General features: G+C 65.2%; 17 protein-coding genes. 7 read left to right on the forward strand and 10 right to left on the reverse strand.

The annotated features are described in order from the left end of the window. From VFE83_RS17325 to VFE83_RS17335, 3 genes are all read right to left on the reverse strand, one after another. Positions 1-291: hypothetical protein (locus VFE83_RS17325; protein WP_324908472.1), on the reverse strand; the 291-nt coding region annotated here is incomplete at its 3' end. A gap of 154 nt (positions 292-445) precedes the next feature. Further along, positions 446-2,749: a hypothetical protein gene (locus tag VFE83_RS17330; protein ID WP_324908474.1), complete on the reverse strand. Its 2,304-nt coding sequence runs from the start codon at positions 2,747-2,749 to the stop codon at positions 446-448. Positions 2,750-2,963: 214 nt separating this feature from the next. After that, positions 2,964-3,596, reverse strand: a complete 633-nt coding sequence (locus tag VFE83_RS17335) for a hypothetical protein (RefSeq protein ID WP_324908475.1) — start codon at positions 3,594-3,596, stop codon at positions 2,964-2,966. 268 nt (positions 3,597-3,864) lie between these two features. On the opposite strand from VFE83_RS17335, the gene VFE83_RS17340 reads away from it, so the two are divergent. Further along, entirely contained in the window at positions 3,865-5,382 is a 1,518-nt protein-coding gene (locus VFE83_RS17340; protein ID WP_324908478.1) for a hypothetical protein, read from the forward strand. Between the two features lie 86 nt (positions 5,383-5,468). On the opposite strand, the gene VFE83_RS17345 is transcribed toward VFE83_RS17340, so the two are convergent. Further along, complete coding sequence (locus VFE83_RS17345; RefSeq protein ID WP_324908480.1) at positions 5,469-6,467, reverse strand: alpha/beta hydrolase; 999 nt, start codon at positions 6,465-6,467, stop codon at positions 5,469-5,471. A gap of 263 nt (positions 6,468-6,730) precedes the next feature. Here VFE83_RS17345 and VFE83_RS17350 point away from each other — a divergent pair, with 263 nt between their 5' ends. The 4 genes from VFE83_RS17350 to VFE83_RS17365 all read left to right on the forward strand — a co-directional run bounded on the left by VFE83_RS17350 (position 6,731) and on the right by VFE83_RS17365 (position 10,553). Further along, a complete protein-coding gene (locus VFE83_RS17350) occupies positions 6,731-7,213 on the forward strand; it encodes a hypothetical protein (RefSeq protein ID WP_324908482.1) in 483 nt (160 codons plus the stop codon). A gap of 481 nt (positions 7,214-7,694) precedes the next feature. Then, positions 7,695-8,939, forward strand: a complete 1,245-nt coding sequence (gene dcm / locus VFE83_RS17355) for a DNA (cytosine-5-)-methyltransferase (protein ID WP_324908484.1) — start codon at positions 7,695-7,697, stop codon at positions 8,937-8,939. 2 nt (positions 8,940-8,941) lie between these two features. Continuing rightward, complete coding sequence (locus VFE83_RS17360) at positions 8,942-9,388, forward strand: very short patch repair endonuclease (protein WP_324908485.1); 447 nt, start codon at positions 8,942-8,944, stop codon at positions 9,386-9,388. Next, complete coding sequence (locus VFE83_RS17365) at positions 9,381-10,553, forward strand: type II restriction endonuclease (RefSeq protein WP_324908487.1); 1,173 nt, start codon at positions 9,381-9,383, stop codon at positions 10,551-10,553. The genes VFE83_RS17360 and VFE83_RS17365 overlap by 8 nt, the downstream gene beginning before the upstream one ends. A gap of 116 nt (positions 10,554-10,669) precedes the next feature. Here VFE83_RS17365 and VFE83_RS17370 read toward each other — a convergent pair whose 3' ends face one another. The 4 genes from VFE83_RS17370 to VFE83_RS17385 form a co-directional block, all read right to left on the reverse strand. Beyond that, positions 10,670-11,179, reverse strand: a complete 510-nt coding sequence (locus tag VFE83_RS17370; RefSeq protein WP_324908489.1) for a HEPN domain-containing protein — start codon at positions 11,177-11,179, stop codon at positions 10,670-10,672. A 5-nt stretch (positions 11,180-11,184) separates the two neighbouring features. Further along, on the reverse strand, positions 11,185-12,261 hold the full coding sequence (locus VFE83_RS17375; protein ID WP_324908491.1) for a DUF262 domain-containing protein: 1,077 nt from the start codon (positions 12,259-12,261) through the stop codon (positions 11,185-11,187). 68 nt (positions 12,262-12,329) lie between these two features. Continuing rightward, on the reverse strand, positions 12,330-15,032 hold the full coding sequence (gene aceE / locus VFE83_RS17380) for a pyruvate dehydrogenase (acetyl-transferring), homodimeric type (RefSeq protein WP_324908493.1): 2,703 nt from the start codon (positions 15,030-15,032) through the stop codon (positions 12,330-12,332). A 1,021-nt stretch (positions 15,033-16,053) separates the two neighbouring features. Further along, entirely contained in the window at positions 16,054-16,380 is a 327-nt protein-coding gene (locus VFE83_RS17385; protein WP_324908495.1) for a hypothetical protein, read from the reverse strand. 46 nt (positions 16,381-16,426) lie between these two features. Between VFE83_RS17385 and VFE83_RS17390 the strand changes: the two genes are divergently transcribed. Together VFE83_RS17390 and VFE83_RS17395 are read left to right on the forward strand one after the other, a co-directional pair. Continuing rightward, on the forward strand, positions 16,427-18,571 hold the full coding sequence (locus VFE83_RS17390) for a TonB-dependent receptor family protein (protein ID WP_324908497.1): 2,145 nt from the start codon (positions 16,427-16,429) through the stop codon (positions 18,569-18,571). A 53-nt stretch (positions 18,572-18,624) separates the two neighbouring features. Then, the gene (locus VFE83_RS17395) at positions 18,625-19,449 is read left to right on the forward strand and encodes a glycosyltransferase family 2 protein (protein ID WP_324908499.1); all 825 of its coding nucleotides are present in this window, start codon (positions 18,625-18,627) and stop codon (positions 19,447-19,449) included. Between the two features lie 94 nt (positions 19,450-19,543). Here the strand turns inward: VFE83_RS17395 and VFE83_RS17400 are convergent, their stop codons facing one another. Continuing rightward, a complete protein-coding gene (locus VFE83_RS17400; RefSeq protein WP_324908501.1) occupies positions 19,544-20,548 on the reverse strand; it encodes a glycosyltransferase in 1,005 nt (334 codons plus the stop codon). Positions 20,549-20,551: 3 nt separating this feature from the next. After that, positions 20,552-20,703, reverse strand: a 152-nt coding sequence (locus VFE83_RS17405) for a phosphate acyltransferase (RefSeq protein ID WP_324908503.1), incomplete at its 5' end; no start/stop codon positions are given.

The following is a 20,703-nucleotide window of genomic DNA, read 5'->3' on the forward strand; positions in this document are numbered from 1 at the left end:
GACAGCGGCGTCCGGCGCCGCGCCCGGCGCGGCGGGCGCCATGGCGTTGTAGGTCGTGTACCGCGGTTGTATGGCGTTGAGCGCATCGTGCACCGCGATGTGCATGATCGCGTTGGCGCGCGACTGCTGCTGCGGCCCACCGAAACGCGGCGCCACCACCGGGCCGCTGGCCAGCGCATTCCAGTCGGTGACGGAATCGGCCTGCACCGGCAGCGCGATGGTAAGTGCCAATGCAGCGGCAAGGCGGAGTCGCCGCGGATTGCGCGGAAGGAACAGTCCTGGGGAAATCATGAGCGTGTCCTGTGGGGGAAGGAGGACGCGCCGGCCCGATGCGCAGGCCGCGCATAGGGGCAAACGCGGAACCCCGCACCAGCGGCCGGCCTGCGGCTCACAAACCCGTCACGGCCGACGAAAGGGCATGCGGTGGCATGGATGTTGGCGAGCTTCAGCCCGCGTCGTTACGCGATCCGCCGCAGTGGCCATCCTCGCCACGCTCCATCACGCGGATGGTCACGCTGGCCGTCGCCTCGCCGCGCGCGCCGTCGGCCACGCCGAGGGTGATGCGATGACGCCCCGGCCGCAGGTCCGTGCGGTCGAATTGATGGCCCGTTCCCAGCACACCCTGCAGGCTCGACGTCCACACGACGTCATCGTCGGCACACATGCCGTGATCGGGTGAGTAGCCGCCGCCGGCGAAGTGGATGGACGTGCCGGCGTTGAACTCTTCGCCGTCCCGCGGCGACAGCAGGTGCGCTGCACGCGGCTTGACGGGCACCGCGAAGGCCTCGCTGCGAACGGCGGCCGACGCCAGCCCGCTGGCGACGATCACCTCGAATCGGCAGCGCTCGCCACCCGGCAGGTCCTGCAGGTTCGCGAGGTAGCGCGAGTCGGTCACGTTGGAAGCCAGCGCGGTCCACGTGCGGCCGTCGTCGTTGGAATAGCGCACCAGTGCGTGCGTGGGCGCGTCGGCCTCACCGGCGCTCCACTCCACGCGTGCCAGCTCGTCATGGCGTTCGGCGCGGTGCAGCGGTTGCAGGCGCACCGTCGGTGCGTGGCGCTCCACCTTGTGCGTGTCGAGCGTGTGGCCTGCACGCACGAAGCTGATCGCGGCCACCGCGTCCGGCCACGGAATCACCTCGTGGAAGTCCACGAACGCGCCGTCCGGATCCTGATACGGATTGGGCGCGTGGCAACGATGACTGCGCAGGATGTGGCCGTTGTCATCGTGCACGTCGATCATCACGTCATGGCGCGGACGGCGGTCGCCCGGCAACGGCGCCTCCACCGTGTAGCTGGGCAGCAGCTCCACGCGTCCGTCCCGATGCAGCCGGAAGTTGAGCACCTTCACCACTACGATGACGACCGACAGGATGAGGTCGCCCGTGCCATCGCTGGACAGCACGCGGTCCATGAGCTTGCGGTAGAAGTACGGCGAGATCCACGTGTTGGCCGGAAACTGCACGTTGGTCGCATCGAAGTACGACATGAAGTCGCGCGCGGTGTTGGGGTCGAACAGGTTCATGCGCCGCACGTCGATGCCGAACTCGCCGATGCTGGCGAAGGGGAACGTGCCGTAGTCCGGATAGCCCGTGTCGTACGGCCCCGCTGCCGTGCCGTCCTCCAGGTGCATCAGGCCGAAGGCGTGGCCGATCTCGTGCGACAGCGCGCGCGTGTCGTCCTGCGCGGCAATCGCCACGCCCCAGTTGCCGATACCTCGCTGCCACGCACCCAGCGTGCCGGAGAGGTTGGCCGGCAGCAGGCCGATGTACACCGCACGCAGCGACGAGGCGCTGCGCGTGGTCTGCAGGTTGGCGATCAGCGAATCCCAGCCGCTGCCCTCGCCGCCGCTGGTGATGCTCATGTCGTCCGACCATGCCATCACCTCGCACGGTCCGAAGTCGTAACCGTGCGTGGGATACATCGGCAGGAAGCGCATCAGCGAATCGATGAACGCATTGCCGTTGGGTGCCGCCAGGTTGAGGCCGTTGCCCGTGTAGTTGACCAGGAAGCCGCGAACGCGCACCGGCGGCATGGCCTGGAACGAGGCGGTCACCGTCTGCGCGACGCGCATGACCTTGGGCTTGAACGGCCCATAGACGTCGACGAACGGATTGGGCGGCCGCGCATCGAACACCGTGATGCGCAGCGTGCGGTTGCCGTGGCACAGCGACGCCGGAATGCGGAAGTTGAGCGACTGGTCGAGCTGCGCGCGGCGCAGCTGGCTGGGCGGCAGCGGCACCAGCGGGCCGTTCAGCGGGCTGAAGTCCTGCCCGCCCACGCGCACGCGGCCGGTCACCGTGTCCGGCAGGTCGCCGATGCCGAACGTACCGGCCACGAACACCCGCACCAGCAGCTCCTTGCCCGCCACCAGCGGCACCGTGTTGTCCGGCGCCTCGCCGCTGCTGCGGTTGTCGAAGTTGAAGAACTGGACTGCCTGCGTCAGCTCCACGCCGACGATGCGCAGCTTCGCCTCGGGCAGGAACACACCGCCGACCGCGCCTTTCCAGATCGCATCGCGGATGCGCTCGATCTCCCGCTCGGGAATCAGGTCGCCCAGGTCGGGCAACCCCGGCGGCACGATCGGCTCGCCACCGGGTCCGCCTTCCGGCATGCCCGTGTCGCCACGCCCCAGCAACTGCGCCAGCACCGCCTGGCGCAGCCGCGCCAGCACCTGCGGCGGCAATGCAGGCATCTCGTCACCGCCGGAGCCGAAAGCCCCGCCGCCCTGCCTGTCGTCCGACTCGTCCATGGCGCGTGCCTCTGGATATGGCTACACCCGGAAGAACGCGCGCGATTTGTGGAGACGGTCAGGAGCGAGTGTGAATGGGTTTTCGAAGCGCTTGCGCATGGCAGCGTGTCGCGCAATCGCTGGTCCTCATCAGGCAGGACCTACCCGCACCCGTCCGGATCAACGACGACCGATGCGGTCGCTCTGCTGCAGACGCCGGGTCGTCGCGTCACGGCTACTTGCCAGGCGTTGCAGGTGTCAGACGCGGCTGGGTACGCTGCTTTGTCAATGCGGTGCGCAGGCCTTCGGCCAGACCTTCCATGTCACCGGTCAGCATCAGGCCCCAGCCGTCGCCATCGGATTTGACGCTGGTCACCTGCACCTTAGTAACGGTGACCTCCTTCACTCCGGCGGAGCCACGCAACACCACGTGCACGACGTCGCCCTCGCGAACCGAACCCAGTATCTGCGGATCGCCCACGCGCAATGCGGCCCCTCCCGTCGCCTGCGCGAACATGCGATCAAGGAACACGCGCATGAAATCCACCGCCGGCATGGCGGCGATCGACTCTGCCGTGGCCTGCGGACCAAATAGGTTGTGCGCGAACGCCTCCGCGCCCGGATCTTCCTGCACGGCGAACAGCGGCACGATCATGGCCTTGAAGCGCACCAGCTCGTCGGAATGCATGAACTGGGCGATGGCGCCCATGCCCTCCTCCTGGACAGCGTCGACCGAGCGCGCGACGTAAGCCTCCGGCGTCTCGGCGGCATTCGCTGATACGGGCAAGACCACGGCCAGCAGCAGGGCCATCCCTGCGGCCAGGTGCAAATGACCGGCGCAAGCGCGCCAGAAGAACGACTGTTTCATGGGATCCCCTAGGCCGATCAAGCGCGAGCATTGTGCCGGCGAGGAGAAGCGGACGCGAGCGTGGTCGCTGTCGTCGCGAGCCGGGGTGCCTGTCCGTGCCCTGCCCACCCGAGCTACTTCCCTCTGCCCAGCACAACCGCCGCGAACATGAACGACGCGCGGGCGCGGCGGGCTTGAGCGGTGAGGCGTCGTCGTACGTCATGCTTGGATATGGCGCGGGTGAGCGGCTCCTGCGACACTCAGGCCGTCGCCTGGGGAGGTGAACCCGATGCATGTCTGCCGCGGTCTCGGTCGCATTGTCGTGCTGGCCGTCGGGCTGGCGTTGTTACCTACTGATGCCGGGCGGTCCGCGGAGCTGGCGGATGCGCAGCTGCAGTGGTTCCGCCAGCAACTGGCGTCGGCTCATGCGCTGGCACGGGAAGAACAGGTGGAACAGGCCGGTCTCGCGTTCTCGCGACTGGTTGAGGATCCGCATCTCGCGTCGCTGGCGCCCTCCGATCAACGCTCCGCGCTGTCCACGGCCGCTTGGATGGCCATCCATCAGGATCAGTATGCGCGTGCGCTAACCCTTTATCGGCGTGCGGTCGCAGTGGACGATTCGGACCCCGATGACTGGTATCGCATCGCAATACTCGAGAGAAGCCAGGACCGGGCGGATGCCGGTGCGGTGGCGTTCACCGAGCTCGTCGAGCGCTGGCCACAACTGCTACCGAACGTGGACCAGTTGGAGATCCTGCTACTCGTACACGAGAGCACGGCGGGGTCGCCCGAACGGTTGGCGTTTCTGCAGGCGCTGTTCAACGCCAACTGGGTGGCGCGGCTGGGCGGTGCTTCGGAGGCCTGGTATGAACTCGCTGTGGAATCGATGGATCGCGGCGATGAAGAAACGGCTCGCCGTGCCATCGCGCGCATCGATACGCCGGAGCCCCTGATTCGCCTACGCAGCGAGAAGCGCTTCGACGCGGTGATGGCAGCCGAAGGATGGTCGGCTAATGCCCAACGCGCAGCGCAGCGGTATATCGAGATGCTCACCGAGCAGGCCGAACTGGCACCTGATGACCTGGAGGTGCGCACCTATCTGTCGAGCGCGCTGCTGCTTGCTGGACGCCATGCCGAAGCGCTCGACCTGACCACCAGCACGCTCGACGCCATAGCTGATGCTCCGGCCGATGCGCCAGCCTTCAGCAGCCTGGACGACCAGGTTTGGCTGATGAACAACCGCGCGATCGCACTGCGGCGCCTGGGACGTACGGAGGAGGCGCTCGCCGAACTCATGCGGGCTGCGCAACTTGCCGAGGAAGGCGTGCAGAACGTGAGCCAGGCTCTAAACCTGGGTGCGTTCCACTGCAGCCTAGGTCGACCGGACGATGCCTTGCGCGCCATCGAGAAGCTCGGCCCGACGAGCGGTTATGGCCGCATGGTGGAAAACCACGTACGCCATTGTGCCGCCCTGCAACGTCGCGACCGCGACGCCGCGCGCGTGGCGATGGCCTACTTGACCGAGCATCGAGCCGACGGCGAGCTGGTCCATGTGGAAGCACTGCTTCGCGAAGGCTATCTCGACGCTGCCGCCGCCCGGGTGTGTGCGCTGCTTGCGTCCACAAAGGACCGCGGCGCGACGCTGCTGTGGATGCAGGACTATCTTCGCCCAGCGCCACTGCCTGGCGACCTTGAATCACGTGCGGCGCGTAGGTCGTTGCTGGCGCGGAAGGATGTGCGGGATGCCGTGGCCGCAGTGGGACGCATTGCGCACTACGACCTTTATCTGGAAGGGACAATGGATTGAGGGTGCGGCTAGCGGGTGTCGACGCGTCCGTCGTGCGCGACGCAGCGCGGGGCGCACCACTCCCGGCGGCCGTCCATGAGGGTGCCTCAGCGTGAGGCTTCCAGTACGGCCGCTCCCGCATCGGCCACGGCCTGGGGCTGATCGAGCTGGATGTCGTGGGTGGTGTCCGGCACGGCGATGCGTTGGGCGCGCGTGGATGAGGCGGCCAGACGGGTGTGTGTCTGCTCGCGTGCGGTCTGCATCGCCTTGCGCACGTCGTCGGGTACGCCGGGGAAGTCGTTGGGCGCGGTCAGGACGACGATGGGCGTGGCGCCGTAGGTTTCGTCGGGCGGCACGGGTTCGGCGAACACCGCGGTGTTGCCGTCGAGTTCGGAACGCAGCGTGCGCCAGTACGGCGGCTTGAGCTTGTAGGCGCGCGTTGCGGCGGCGACGACGGTGCTCTGCCACGGCGGCGGTGCGCGCAGGCAGGACGCGAGCGGGCCTTCCGCCTTGTCCAGCGTGGCGGCTTCGGCGGCCTTGAGGCACGCGTCGAGGAATGCGTCGCGCTGCGCGCGGCCGGCTTCGCCCTGCTGTTTCCACGCGGCCGGCAGTTGCGCATCGGCGCCCTGCTCCGGCGGGTCCACCAGCACCAGGCCGGCCACCTCATCGGGATGCTGCTGCGCGTAGCGGCGCACGATGTTGCTGCCCAGCGAATGGCCGACCAGGACCAGCGGCTTGCGCAGCTTCGCCGTCGTCACCAGCGCGTGCAGGTCGTCCACGTCGGCCTGCAGGCTGCGCGGCGTCGGGCCCTCGTCGCTGAAGCCGTAACCGGCGCGGTCGTAGGCGCACACCGTCGCCTTGTCGGCCAGCAGCGGCTGCACGCGGAACCACGTGGCGGAGTCCGCATTGCCGCCCGCCTCCAGCAGCACCGTACGCGGCCCCTTGCCGCTACAGCGCAGGTTGAGCGTGCGGCCGGGCGCGATGCTCACGCGTTGGCCCGGTTGTGCGTAGCTGTCGGGCGTCTGCGGGGGAGCCGGCGTCGCCGCGTGCAGCGGACCGGCGACGAGGAAGGACACGAGCACAAGACTGCGGCACATCGACGGCATGGGCACTCTCCGTGCGGGAGGCGGGACGGCGTGGCTTGCGGTGGATGGATGCTAGCGGCGCGGGACGGGGCTGCGCAGCATCTGGTCCCGGTTATTGCACGGCACGTCGCGAACTAACGGAAATCGAACGAGCGGTGATCTGCCGGTGCGCACTTTTCGCATTTCCTACCCGCAGTTGCATTGGCCTACTCCCTGCGCTCCGCCACGACGGCGGAGCGGAAGCGTCCGGATGACCCGGGCGCCAAACCCGCAAGGAGATGCAGATGCAAAATCTTGTTTCACTGAAGCTGTCCGAGCAGGACCTGAAAGAGCTGGACTTGGCCCTGGACGCGCTGCGCCGCTTGTTTTCGCCGATGGTCGCGCTGCAACCGGCGCAGCGCCGCGAGCTGTTCAAGATGGGCGACAAGTCCGAGGCGTTCTGCCGGCAGACGCTGACGCTGCTGGCGTCCAACCCGCAGATCGTGCCGCCGAACCTGGCCTTGGCGGAGGCCCAGGCCGACCTGGCGGCACTGGACGCCCTTCGGCCGCGACTGCAGTTGCTGCGGCAGCTGACGGAGCGCGCCGACGACACGGAGCTGGCGCTGGGCAGCGACATCATTGCCGTGGCGCTGGAGGGTTACAGCCTGCTCAAGGTGGCCGGCCGGGATGAGGCCTTGAAGAGCGCCCGCCGCGAGCTGTCGGCCCGCTTCGCCAAGTCGCACCGCACCGCCTCCCCGGCGTCGCCGGAGGGCAACGGCCAGCCCTGACCGTCCCGCTGTGCCCAAGCCTGGCGGAAGAGGTTCGCCCTCCTCCGTCAGGCTTTTTTGTTGATGCATGAAGCTCAGAGCCTCGACGCCGAAGCTCTGAGCCTGACTGATGAAGCTCCGAGCCTCGCGGGTGAGGCTCGGAGCCCGAACGATGAAGCCCGGAGCTTCATGCATGAGTCTTTTTGCCTCATCGATGAGGCTCGCGGCCTCGACGATGAGGCTCGGAGCATCACGCATGAGGCTTTTTGCTTCACGCATGAGGCTCGGAGCCTCGGTGATGAGGTTTTCTGCCTCGCCAATGAGGTTTGACGCCTGGACGACGAGGCGCCGAACGCCGCGTACCGGAATCTCCCGTTGCCTCGGTGGCGGGAATTTCGCCGCCGTCTCATGTTCTGAGTCGGAGATCCGGTCTCATGGCTTGCGCCCCTTCCCCCACGGGACAAAAACGGACAAGATGTCGCCCGAACATCCTGGAGCTGAGATGGATACGTACGCCCTGATCGACTACGCCCTGCAACGTTACAGCCCGCGAGAGATCGCCATGGCTCTCGGAGTGGACGCCCGGACCGTCCGCCGCTGGCAGGTGCGGGAGACCGAGCCTCCGTCGTACGTAAGTGATGCCATCCGCCAGCGATTGCTGCCGCTTCAGGGACTCCAGAACGACGCGCCCGCGGACTTCACCTTCATCGACCTGTTCGCGGGCATCGGCGGGATGCGCATCGCATTCGAGAAGCAGGGCGGCAAATGCGTCTTCACCAGTGAGTGGGACGCGTACGCCCGCAAGACCTATGCGGCCAACTTCCACGACGGCCCGGACCACGTGTTCGCCGGCGACATCACCACCGTGGACGAGAAGGACGTTCCCGATCACGACGTGCTGCTGGCCGGCTTCCCGTGTCAGCCGTTCTCGATTGCTGGCGTATCGAAGAAGAACGCGCTGGGTCGTCCCCACGGCTTCTCCGACAAGACTCAAGGGACCCTGTTCTTCGATGTCGCCCGCATCATCGCCGAGAAGAAGCCCAAGGCTTTCCTGCTGGAGAACGTGAAGAACCTTGTCAGCCATGACAAGGGCCGCACGTTCTCGACCATCATCGATGTGTTGAGCAATGAACTTGGCTACAAGGTGACCTGGAGAGTCATCAACGGCAAGCACTTCGTTCCGCAGCACCGCGAACGCATCATCATCGTGGGATTCCGTGAGGATGTCGGGTTCAACTGGGATGGACTGAATCTGCCAGCGTTCGATGAAGCGCCGAAGCTGTCGAACATTCTTCACAGGCAAGACGGCTCCGAACCCGCCGAGTGGAACTGCCTGGAAGGCCCCAAGGGCAAAGTTGCTGCCAACTACACGTTGACGGACAAGCTCTGGGCATATCTGCAGAGTTACGCCGCGAAACACCGCGAGAAGGGCAATGGCTTCGGATTTGGCCTGGTGTCCGGCAGCGACACGGCGCGCACGCTTTCGGCGCGCTACTACAAGGACGGATCCGAGATCCTCATCTCACAGGGAGCAAAGAAGAACCCACGACGCCTGACGCCACGCGAGTGCGCACGCCTGATGGGCTTCGACGACACGTTCCGCATTCCCGTGTCTGATACCCGCGCGTACAAGCAGTTCGGGAACTCGGTGGTGGTTCCTGTGATCGCGGAGGTTGCCCGACTGATGGCACCGCATATCAAGTCGGAAGCGGCCGCACCCAAGAAGCGCTCCAGGAAGGCAGCCTGACCTTGGTCGACATCCTTACTCCCGAGCAGCGATCCGCGCAGATGTCGCGGATCCGGGGGAAGGACACGAAGATTGAGCTACTAGTTCGCAGAGCGCTACATGCGCGAGGGTTCCGATATCGACTAGGCGGCGCTGGGCTTCCCGGCCGTCCCGACGTCGTACTGCCCAAGCACAAGACCGCGATCTTCGTACATGGGTGCTTCTGGCATGGGCATGATTGCCATTTGTTCCGATTGCCAAAGACAAGGCCGGAGTTCTGGCGCCTGAAAATCGAGGGAAATCGGAATAGAGATTCCCGTGCCTTGACGATGCTGTCAGAGATGGGATGGCGGTATCGCGTCGTCTGGGAATGCGAGCTTAGAGGACGCAGGGAAGATGAGCTGACCGAGTTCTTTGACGCGCTATCTCGGTGGATAGGACACAAGAGCATGGAGACCGATCTTGATTGAGCATTTTCACCGGTGGCTGGAGGCTCATGAGGGAAGCGACTGGCACTGGTATGTCAAGCGCCTCTCTGCAAACGATACCCTAGCGACGGAATCACATCAGGCAGGCCCCTATCTGCCGAACGAGCAGGCGTTCCTTCTGTTTCCTTCTCTGAGGGCATCGCAAGATCCAAACCCGAAAGTCTCCCTATCGGGATCCGTCGACTCGCATGATCTACCGGATCGGGAGCTGACGGTCACTTGGTATCGCGCCGCCAAGAATGAGTGCCGAATCACCAGGTGGGGTGGTCGGTCGTCACCCGTTCTTGATCCGGACTCGACGGGATCCGTCACGGTTTTTGCGTTTCGAAAGCCAACAGATGCAGACGCGGACCATGTCTCCGCTTGGGTTTGCTCCGTCCCAGAAGAGGAACTGTTGATCGAGCGCGTCGGCGTCGTGGATCCTGGCCGCCCATTACTTGTATCAATTTTGGCCAGGGAGGCGATTTCGGCGATCGGCCCAGGAAGTTGCTCGCTGACTCCGGGAACCATACCCGCGGGTTGGCTTCATCAGTTTCCGACGGGAGAAGAGATTGTTCGGAAATGCGTCGAGTTGCGTCCGTGCCATCATCAGTCGGCGGACGAACGGCTGATTGCAAGGCGGAACTGTGAGTTTGAGATGTTCCGGTCGATAGAGAGCCTGCACGTGCTCCCACGTGTCCAGCTCGGATTTCAGAGCATCGACGAGTTCATTGAGTACAGCCACACAATCAACAACCGCCGGAAAAGTCGGTCGGGTCGATCCTTGGAGCTGCATGTCAAAGGGATCCTTACTGAAGAGTCAGTCAAGTTCTCGCATGGAGAAATTTCCGAGCGGAATAAGAGACCGGACTTCCTTTTCCCTTCATCCGAGGATTATCGCCATCACCGCAAGCCTCTTTGGATGCTCGCGGCGAAGACCACTTGCAAAGATCGCTGGCGGCAGATTTTGAATGAAGCGGATCTAATTCCACGCAAACACCTGCTAACGCTGCAAGAAGGCGTGTCGCTCAACCAATTCCAAGAGATGCGCGATGCAGGCGTAACGCTTGTTGTTCCTGCAGAACTGCACGGCAAATATCCAAAAGCAGTCCGTCCAGAACTAATGACCTTTTCCGCCTTCATCTCTCTGGTTAAGCACTATCCGTAGCGAGGCTCCAGCGTCGAGGGAAGATCGGGCACAGAGCGCATCCCAACGCTGCTCTGGAGTGACTTGCATAAGCGTCATGCCTTTTCCTAAGAGGTGACGACGCGTAACGCACAAATTTAGGCAGTCCGCCCCAAGACCTTGGCAAGGCACGCCATTACGACCTTACCAGCCTCAAACCCTCGTTTGACGTCCTCGTATCCAGAGTTCGTTGGCACACTCCCCTCGTGAGAGAATTGGTGCCTACAAGTAAAGAGGGCGTCGTACGAAAGTTTGACGGAGAAGGAATTTTTTGCGATGTGTGACTTATCTACTCGCTTAAGCAGCTTCTCAAACCGCTTTTGGTACGATTTACCGAACGGCTTCAAGTGCTCTTTAACGATATCCTCCAGCTTCACGCGCCCGTTAATCCGCTGATATTTCGATTCCACGTAATCACCAAATAAGTGGTGATTGCGCGAAGCAAAGTCAACAACGATTTCCTTAAGCGCAAGCTCGATAACAGCCGCAGCCGCGACAGCATAGAACCCGACGTATCTACTCTGTAGAAACGCGTCGACTGCCCCCACCGCCGCATCGAAGTGCCCAGCAACGTCGTCGACCAGACGAAAGTGCTCCTTGTAAGCCATGCCCGTTAGCCTGGAAGAAGGTGTCGTCGTACCGCAGCGAGACGCCTTTTCACAACTGCAGTGTCACTAGTGCTCACTGATAACGTTTCATCAAACTCCGGATCGCGAAGGAGCGCCTGAAATCTTTCTCCAAGATTGCTAGGAATTTGATCTGGGATGGTCATTAGCGTCCCCATCACAGCGTCTAGTGCTGATGCGTTCACTCTTCCGCGGATGTTGAACGGCTTCTCGCCCAGAGCGGAAAGGACTCTACTTGCAACCACAGGAAAAGAGGAAATAAATGTCTTTACGCTCTCTTTGTCGGCATCCTTATTCTCTTCCATTGTTACATTGAGAAACTCCTTCATGGGCTTCTCATAGCTGTCACCACGCGTTGCGACGGCAAGTACGCGCAAAACTAACTCCACATCCTTTTGATGTTTATCGAGTGCGGTCTTCCCAAGAATCTTCCGCCAGTTGGCATCTTTGTTGAGCTCCGATAGACAATCGACCAAGGCGCCGTGAAACACGCAATGCCTAATTTCTTGCGCGGTCAATGGTGTTCCGCCTGTGTTGAGCCTCTCAAAGATGTGGTAGGCGCTCGTATTGTCGTCTTTCGGACCGATCTGCTTGATGTTGATGACTCGGAGAACGCGGTTTCTTAACTTTCGCTTGTCCGCTTCGCCAAGTTCCTCATAAGTCTTCTTGAAGTACGGACTGCGCTCACTAAGACCGGTCAACCGAAATACCGTCTTCTTACCTTGATAGCTCTCCTCCCCGAAGTAGCCCTTCAAGAAATAGACGATCGACATGATTCGCTGCAGGCCGTCGATCACCAAGTTTCTGCTGTCGGACTCAACGTAGAAGAAGGCTTGAGGAACTGGAAGCCCCATGAGCAAGCTCTCGATGAGTAATGACGACTGCTTTATCGACCAGACAAATTTCCTTTGGAAGGTTGGCACGGTGATGTCGCCGTGGCGCCACATCTCATCGATTACACTTAGGGTGTAGTCCGCCGGGTATGCGGCAATCTCATATGTAATGAATGCCTCGTCGTCAGCCGAGTCGGTGTCTTCAACTTCTAGATCTTCGTTATCAGTCATAGCGTGTCCCTCGCTAAAGCGTTAAAAAAATGGGCGGCCCGAGGCCGCCCATCTATTTTTTGCGAACATCAAACCCCAATCGGATTCGGCTTCTCCCCGTCGATCTTGTACTGCTTGATCGCGCGGGCGACATCCTTGCCGGTCATCTTGCCTTCCGCCGCCAGGGCCGCGATGGCGGCGTGGGCTATGTAGTAGCGGTCGACTTCGAAGTGGCGGCGCAGGTTGGCGCGGGTGTCGCTGCGGCCGAAGCCGTCGGTGCCCAGCACCGTGTACTTCATGGGCACGAACTCGCGGATTTGGTTGGCGTAGGTGCGCACGTAGTCCGTGGCGGCGATCGCCGGGCCTTGGCGGCCTTCCAGCAGGGCGGTGACGTACGGCTTGCGCGCGTCCTTGGCTTCCGGGTTGAGGCGGTTGAAGCGGATGGCGTCTTCGCCGTCGCGGGCCAGCTCGGTGAAGCTGGGGCAGGACCAGATGTCGGCGGTGACGCCGAAGTCCTTGTCCAGCAGTTCGGCCGCGGCAATGGCTTCGCGCAGGATGGTGCCGCTGCCCATGAGCTGCACGCGCAGTTCGCCCTTCTTGGGCTTGCCGGCGTCCTTGAGCAGGTACATGCCCTTGATGATCCCTTCGGCCGCGCCTTCCGGCATGTCCGGGTGGGCGTAGTTCTCGTTCATCAGGGTGATGTAGTAGTACTCGTCCTGCTGCTCGGTGAGCATGCGCTGCATGCCGTGCTGCAGGATCACCGCGACTTCGAAGCCGAAGGTGGGATCGTAGCTGCGGCAGTTGGGGATGGCGCTGGACAGCAGGTGGCTGTGGCCGTCCTCGTGCTGCAGGCCTTCGCCATTCAACGTGGTGCGGCCGGCGGTGGCGCCCAGCAGGAAGCCGCGCGCGCGCATGTCCGCCGCCTGCCAGGCGCTGTCGCCGATGCGCTGGAAGCCGAACATCGAGTAGTAGATGTAGAACGGCAGCATCTGCAGGTCGTTGGTGCTGTAGCTGGTGGCCGCGGCCATCCAGCTGGAGAACGCACCGGCCTCGGTGATGCCTTCTTCCAGCACCTGACCCGCCGCATCCTCGCGGTAGTACATGAGCTGGTCGCGGTCGACCGGCTTGTACTTCTGGCCGTGCGGGGCGTAGATGCCGATCTGGCGGAACAGGCCTTCCATGCCGAAGGTGCGCGCCTCATCGGCGACGATGGGCACGCAGCGCGGGCCGACCTGCTTGTCGCGCAGGATGATGTTGAGCGCCTGCACGAACGACATGGTGGTGCTGATCTCGCGGTCGCCGGTGCTCTTGAGCAGTCGGTCGAAGGCTTCCAGCTTGGGCACGTCGAGCGACTGGCTGGCCTTGCGGCGGCGCTGCGGCAGGAAGCCGCCCAGCGCCTTGCGGCGCTCCATCATGTATTCGACTTCCGGCGACTTCTCGCCCGGGTGGAAGAACGGCACCTTGCCGTCGGCCAGCTGCGCGTCGGTCACCGGGATGTTGAAGCGGTCGCGGAAGATGCGGACGGCTTCGTCGTCGAGCTTCTTGGTCTGGTGCGTTGGGTTGAGCGACTCACCGGCCGCGCCCATGCCGTAGCCCTTGACCGTCTTGGCCAGGATGACGGTGGGCATGCCCTTGGTGTTCACCGCTTCGTGGTACGCGGCGTAGACCTTGTGCGGGTCGTGGCCGCCGCGGTTGAGGCGCCAGATGTCGTCGTCGGACAGGTTGGCGACCAGCTGCGCGGTCTCGGGGTACTTGTTGAAGAAGTTCTCACGCGTGTACTTGCCGCCGAACGCCTTGCAGTTCTGGTACTCGCCGTCGACGGTTTCCATCATCAGCTGGCGCAGCTTGCCGGCGGTGTCGCGCGCCAGGAGCGGATCCCAGTAGCTGCCCCAGATGGTCTTGATCACGTTCCAGCCGGCGCCGCGGAACTGGCCTTCCAGCTCCTGGATGATCTTGCCGTTGCCGCGCACCGGGCCGTCCAGGCGCTGCAGGTTGCAGTTGATGACGAAGACCAGGTTGTCCAGGCCTTCGCGGCCGGCGACCGAGATGGCGCCGAGGGATTCGGGTTCGTCGGTCTCGCCGTCGCCCAGGAACGCCCATACCTTGCGGTCGGTCTTGGGCAGCAGGCCACGGCCTTCCAGGTACTTCCAGTTGCGCGCCTGGTAGATGGCGGCCAGCGGGCCCAGGCCCATGGACACGGTGGGCACCTGCCAGTAGTCCGGCATCAGCCAGGGGTGCGGGTAGGACGAGATGCCGCGGCCGTCGACTTCCATGCGGAAGTTGTCGAGCTGCGATTCGCTGATGCGGCCTTCCAGGAACGAGCGGGCGTAGATGCCCGGCGAGCTGTGGCCCTGCACGCCGATGACGTCGCCGGGGTGGTCGCCTTCCGGGCCGCGCCAGAAGTGGTTGAAGCCCACGTCATACAGCGTGGCGGCGGATGCGAAGGACGCGATGTGGCCGCCCAGGTCGCCCGGCTTGCGGTTGGCGCGCACGACCATGGCCAGCGCGTTCCAGCGGATGATGGAGCGGATGCGCCATTCCATCGCGTGGTCGCCGGGGCTCTTGGCCTCCAGGTGCGCGGGAATGGTGTTGATGTATTCGGTGGTCGGCGAGAACGGCAGGTGCGCGCCGGCGCGGCGGGTGACCTCGACCATGCCTTCGAGCAGGCGGTGGGCGCGATCGGCGCCGTCGCGCTCGATGACGGCCTGGATGGACTCGATCCACTCGCGGGTCTCGGTCGGATCCGGGTCGTTCTGCAGCAGGTCGTTGATCACAGCGTGAAGAGACGTCATGCGTATCGCGGCCCCTATTGGCCGCGCCTCGTGTGGGGCGGGGATTAGAGCCTCGATTCTAACAGGGCGACCGCGCTAGCCGGCCGCGCCGGATGGGCCGCAGCGTTGCTACGAAAGGCGGATTGCGACGGGGATTTCCCTACGCGGGCGAATGGAGTGGGTGTCGGGCGCGTGTTCCGCGCGGCGCCTGTGTAGGAGCCAGCTTGCTGGCGACCGTTTGCGCAGCGGGGCCTCGAAGTGGTCGCCAGCAAGCTGGCTCCTACGGGGGCTACCGGACGTGGCGGTTGTCGCGCGATGCGGTTTGAGCTCGCCATGGCGCGGGCGGGCTTCAAACCGCCGGCTTTCGCGTTGGGCCTGTGGAAAGTGGCGGGCTGAGAGTCCGCCCTGCGTGGCTGGGAGCGACAGAAAGGAATCCGAGCCCCTCTCCCACGGCGACCGTAGGGAGTGCAGGGCTGAGAGGGGTTGGGGTGAGGGGCAACGGAGTGAATGCGTCGACGGCCAGGCGTTGCGCGCCGAAAGCGGCGGGTTGTAACCCGCCCTACGAGTGCTGCACGCGCCTGTGTAGGAGCCAGCTTGCTGGCGACCATTGCGCAGCCGGGGCCTCGAAGTGGTCGCCAGCAAGCTGGCTCCTACGGGGCTGCGGGCGTGGCGTTGTCGTCGCTGGGTTGGGTGCGGATGAGGATCTCGGCGTAGCGTTGCAGTTGGCCACTGCGACTTCGCCGACCCTCACCCCAACCCCTCTCCCATGGGGAGAGGGGCTCAAGGCTGGCTCACTTCTTCCGATCTTCGGGCCCTTCCCAGCCCGGCACTCCCTTCGATCGCCACACCACAAGGGGAGAAGGGAGGCCGGTGCCTTGAAGGGCGCGCACCGTGATCGATGACCGACGGACCGCTCACCCTTCGACTTCGGCCCTGCGGGCCTACGCTCAGGGCGAACGGGGTTCGGGGTCGGAGTTCGGCCTTCTGAACAGTGAGCGACCTGGTTGCCAGCCGTTGATCGCCGGATCGGTTCGCCGTGGCCTTACGGTGCGCGCGGCGGCAGCGCTGCGCCGAGGAGCTGGCGCTGGAAGGTGGCCATTTCCTCGCGGGTGACGCGGTTGTCGTGGTTCAGGTCCATGTGCTCGAACAGCGAGCGGGCGCCGGCGGCGTGTTCGTCTGCGGTGACCACGCCGTCGCCATCCAGGTCCAGCGGTAGCGGGTCGACGGGACGTGCTTCGACGATCACGGGCGGGGCCGGCGGGGTTGCCGCAACGGGCGGTGTGACCGGCGCCTGCGTCGTTTGCGCCCAGATGACGACGGGCACGGCGACAATGGCCAGCATTAGCACTGCGCGGATTGCGGCTTTCATGACCCCACCTCATCAGGACGCCCGGCGACACGTTAGCGATCGGGCCGTGTGCATCCCTTCACGGCGTGTTGAACGAAAACCGGCCGCGGTTGCGGCGCTCGCCGCGGCCATCGCGCTCAGCCTGGGCGTCCAGGCCCGCGCGCAGCAGGCCCCCTCGCCCACCACGCTGGACCGCGTGCAGGTGCTGGGCAGCGAGCAGCCGCTGTCGCGCTTTCCCGGGTCGGTCAGCGTGCTGGACGGCGACACGCTTCGCGACGGGCAACGGCAGGTGTCGCTGGCCGAATCGCTGGTGCGCGCGCCGGGCATCACGGTGCTGGATCGCCAGAACTATGCGCAGGACCTGCAGGTCCAGAGCCGCGGCTTCGGTGCGCGGTCCACGTTCGGCATCCGCGGGATCAAGCTGATCGTCGATGGCATTCCGTCGTCCGCACTGGATGGCCAGGGCCAGGCGGCGAGTTTTCCGCTGAGCGCGCTCGACCGCATCCAGGTGCTGCGCGGGCCGCTGGCGTTGCAGTACGGCAACGCGGCGGGCGGCGCGATCGTCGGCGAAACCGCACTGGATGGCGACCGCGAAGCGGAAGTGGAAGGCTGGATCGGCTCGCATTCCAGCGCGCGCGTGGCGGCGGGAATCGAGAGCGGCAGCGACGACGATGCGTGGCGCTGGCGGGCGCTGGGCAGCTGGTTCACCACCGACGGCGAGCGCCCGCACAGTTCGGCCGAACGCACGCAACTGGATGCGGTGGCGCAATGGTCGCCCGATGCCGATTCGCGTCTGCGCATCGTGGCGGGCGGGCTGAGCCAGCCGTACACCGACGATCCGCTGGGCCTGACGCGCGCGCAGTGGGAACGCGATCCGCACGGAACCGATCCGGTGGCTTCAATCTTCGACACGCGCAAGAAGATCGACAACGCGCAGGTCGGTGCACGCTGGGAAGACGCATACGCACCGGGTCGCGAGTACTGGATCGGCGGTTACGGCGTGGCGCGCGACGTGGTGCAGTTCCTGTCGATCCCGGTGGTCGCGCAGCGCGCGCCCAGCAGCGCCGGTGGCGTGATCGACCTGGGCCGCACGTCGGCCGGCGTGGACGCGGGTCATCGCTGGAGCTTCGATCGCGGTGCGCTGACGCTGGGCATCGAGAGCGGCTGGCTGAAGGAAGACCGGCGCGGCTACGAGAACTTCGTCGGCGACCAGCTGGGCGTACGCGGCCGGCTGCGGCGCGACGAGGACAACCGCATCCGCAGCAACGAGGCCTTCGTGCTTGGCGAACTGCGCCCGGCCGAGGACTGGACGCTGCTGGGCGCGGTGCGCCACGCACGCATGCGCTTCGAATCCGACGATCACTACATCGCGCCCGGCAATGGTGACGACAGCGGCCGCCTCGATTACCACGAAACCGCAGCCGCACTGGGCGCGGCGCGCAGCTTCGGCGATGGAGAGGTGTACGCCAGCCTGGGGCGCGGTTTCGAGACACCGACGGTGACGGAACTGGCCTACCGGCCCGACGGCTCGGCCGGTTTCAACACCGCGCTGCAGCCGGCGCATTTCGACAGTGCCGAGCTCGGCCTGCGCTGGCGCTTCGCGCCGGGCGACGTCAGCGTGGCGGCGTACCGCATCGACGGCGACGACGAGATCGTGCCGGCCGACAATCGCGGCGGTCGCGCCAGCTATGCCAACGCCGGGCGCACGCGTCGCGAAGGCATCGAAGCCGGGTTCAACGGACGCCTGCATCCGCAGTGGTCGTACGCGCTGAGCGTGAACTGGCTGCGCGCGCGGTTCACGCAGGACTTCCAGTACCGCGTGCTCAGTGGCGGCGTGGAGCAGGTGCAGACGGTGGACGCGGGCAATCGCATTCCGGGCATCCCGCGCGCGGACGGTTACGCCGAGCTCGCCTGGAACACGCGCGACGGTCGCACCGTCGCCGCGCTGGAGGCGCGCGCCAGCGACGGCGTGCCTACCGACGACCGCAACACCGACGCCTCGCCCGGCTACGCCGCGTTCGCGCTACGCCTGCAGTGGCGCGCAGCGGCATCGGGCTGGCACGCCTTCGCGCGCGTGGACAACCTGTTGGACCGCGACTACGTGGGTTCGGTGATCGTGAACGAGGGCAACGCCCGGTATTTCGAGCCGGGCCTCGGACGCGGTTTTACCGTGGGCCTTGGTTGGAACGGAGGCGGCTCCACCGGCCGCTAGATCGGTGCATCTAGACGGTGCACTAGAATCCGCGCATCCGCCGGAGATGCGCCTTGCCCACCGCGAGCCTGGTCGTCACGACCTACAACTGGAAAGAGGCGCTGGCGCTGTGCCTGCACAGCATTGCGCGGCAACGCACGCGCCCGCTGGACGTGGTGGTGGCCGACGACGGTTCGCGCGAGGACACGGCGCGAATGGTCGAAGGACTCGCGCGCGATTTCCCGGTACCGCTGCGTCATGCGTGGCAGGAGGACATCGGCTTCCGTGCAGCGCGCGTACGCAACCTGGGCATCGCCGCCAGTCGCGGCGAGTACGTGATCTTCGTCGACGGCGACATGGTGCTGCATCCGTCGTTCGTGGCCGACCATCTGGCGCTGGCGCGCGAAGGCAGTTACCTGCAGGGCGGCCGCTTGAACGCGTCGCGCGAGGAGTCGCAGCGGCTGCTCGACGGCGGCGGCGTTCGGTTCTCGCCGCGCATGCCGATGGCGCCGTTCGTGAAGGGCGAACTGAAGGCACGCCATGCCTTCCGTGTGCCGCCGGTGGCGGCGATTAAGGCGCGCAAGCCGTCGCGCGGCGTCGCGATGAGCTGCAACTTGGGCGTGTGGCGGCACGACCTGGAACGCGTCAACGGTTTCGACGAACGCTACGAGGGCTGGGGACGAGAAGACGACGACCTGGTCACGCGCCTGCGTCATTCCGGCGTTGAACGACGCCTGCTGCGCTACGCGGGACTCGCGGTGCACCTCTGGCACCCGACGCGCTGGCCGGATGGCATCATTCCGAACGGTGCGATCCCGAACGACCGGCTGCTCGCCGAGACCATCGCCACGCATGCGACGCGATGCGTGCGTGGGCTGGATGGGCATGTGCAGACGTGAGGCGGTTGTAGGCTCGGTTGAGCCTTCCGCGCCTCAGCCGTTGGACTTCGGCCCTGCAGGCCTACGCTCAGAGCTAACGGTTATTACCCACCCGTCAGGCGTGCAACCCGAACCAGCGCCTCGGCACGAGCAATTTCAGCAGACGCTCGCTGCTCTTGCGGCGCATGCCGGGGCTGCCGAGGCCGCGCAGGATCGGCAGCAGCCAGCGATGGCGTGGGCCGTCGAGCAGCGCGGCGCGCGCGGCCGCTTCCAGGCGGTACATGGTCAGGATCTGGCGCGCGATGCGACGGCGCGCGGCCGGAAGTTCCGGCACGGCCTTAAGGCACTCCTCCAGGTCGTCCGCGGTGCCGCCATAGAACGCGACCATGCGTTCGTAGCGGCGGCGGAAGGCGACTTCTTTCGGTTCCTCGCGCGCGAACACGATGCTGCTGACGCTGCCCGCGTGGCGGCGGTAGCGCACCAGCGGCTGGCGCAGGCACAGGCAGTCGCCGAGCAGCGCGCCTCGCAACGTCAGCGCGTTGTCCTCGATGGGACCGCGCAGCGGGCCGAAACGGTCGAACACTTCGCGGCGGAAAGCGAGCGTGGCGCCAAGCAGGCCGATCAGGCGGCCGCATTCGACGAAATAGTCCAGGCCGAAGCGTTCCGGGCGCTGGCGGAAACGCATCGCCATTGGCTGGCCGGCCGAGTCGATGCACTCGAAGTCGCTGCCCAGCACCATTGCGGTGGGCGACTCGTCGAAAGCGCGCACGATGGCGGCGACGCGGTCCGGATCGGCGATGTCGTCGCCGGCCATCATCACGATGATCTCGCCGCGCGCCAGTGGCATCACCTCGTTGAAGTGCGCGGCGACGCCCAGATTGCGGACGTTGCGACGCACCGTGACGCGATGCGGACCGTCGTAGGTCGCGACCATCGCGCAGGCGATCTCATGCGTGGCGTCGTCGGAGGCATCGTTGGAGATGACGATCTCGCACGGCACCGTCTGCGCGAACGCGCCGGCGATGGCGTCGCGGATGTAATCCGCGTCGCGGTAACTCAGCAACAGGACTGAAACCCGAGGACGATCCATGACCTCCGCCGAGTCCTTGCCCTGTGCCATGGCCTACCCCGTGGCGCCCAGCGAGGCGCGGATCTGGGCGTCCACCGCGGCGATGGCGGTCATGTTGACCACGCGTCGCGGCGTGGACGCCGGAGTGAGGATGTGCGCCGGCTTGTCCAGGCCCATCAGGATCGGGCCGATGGCCACGCCTTCGG

This window comes from Lysobacter sp. (genome assembly GCF_035655815.1).
Taxonomy (GTDB): Bacteria; Pseudomonadota; Gammaproteobacteria; order Xanthomonadales; family Xanthomonadaceae; genus Lysobacter_J.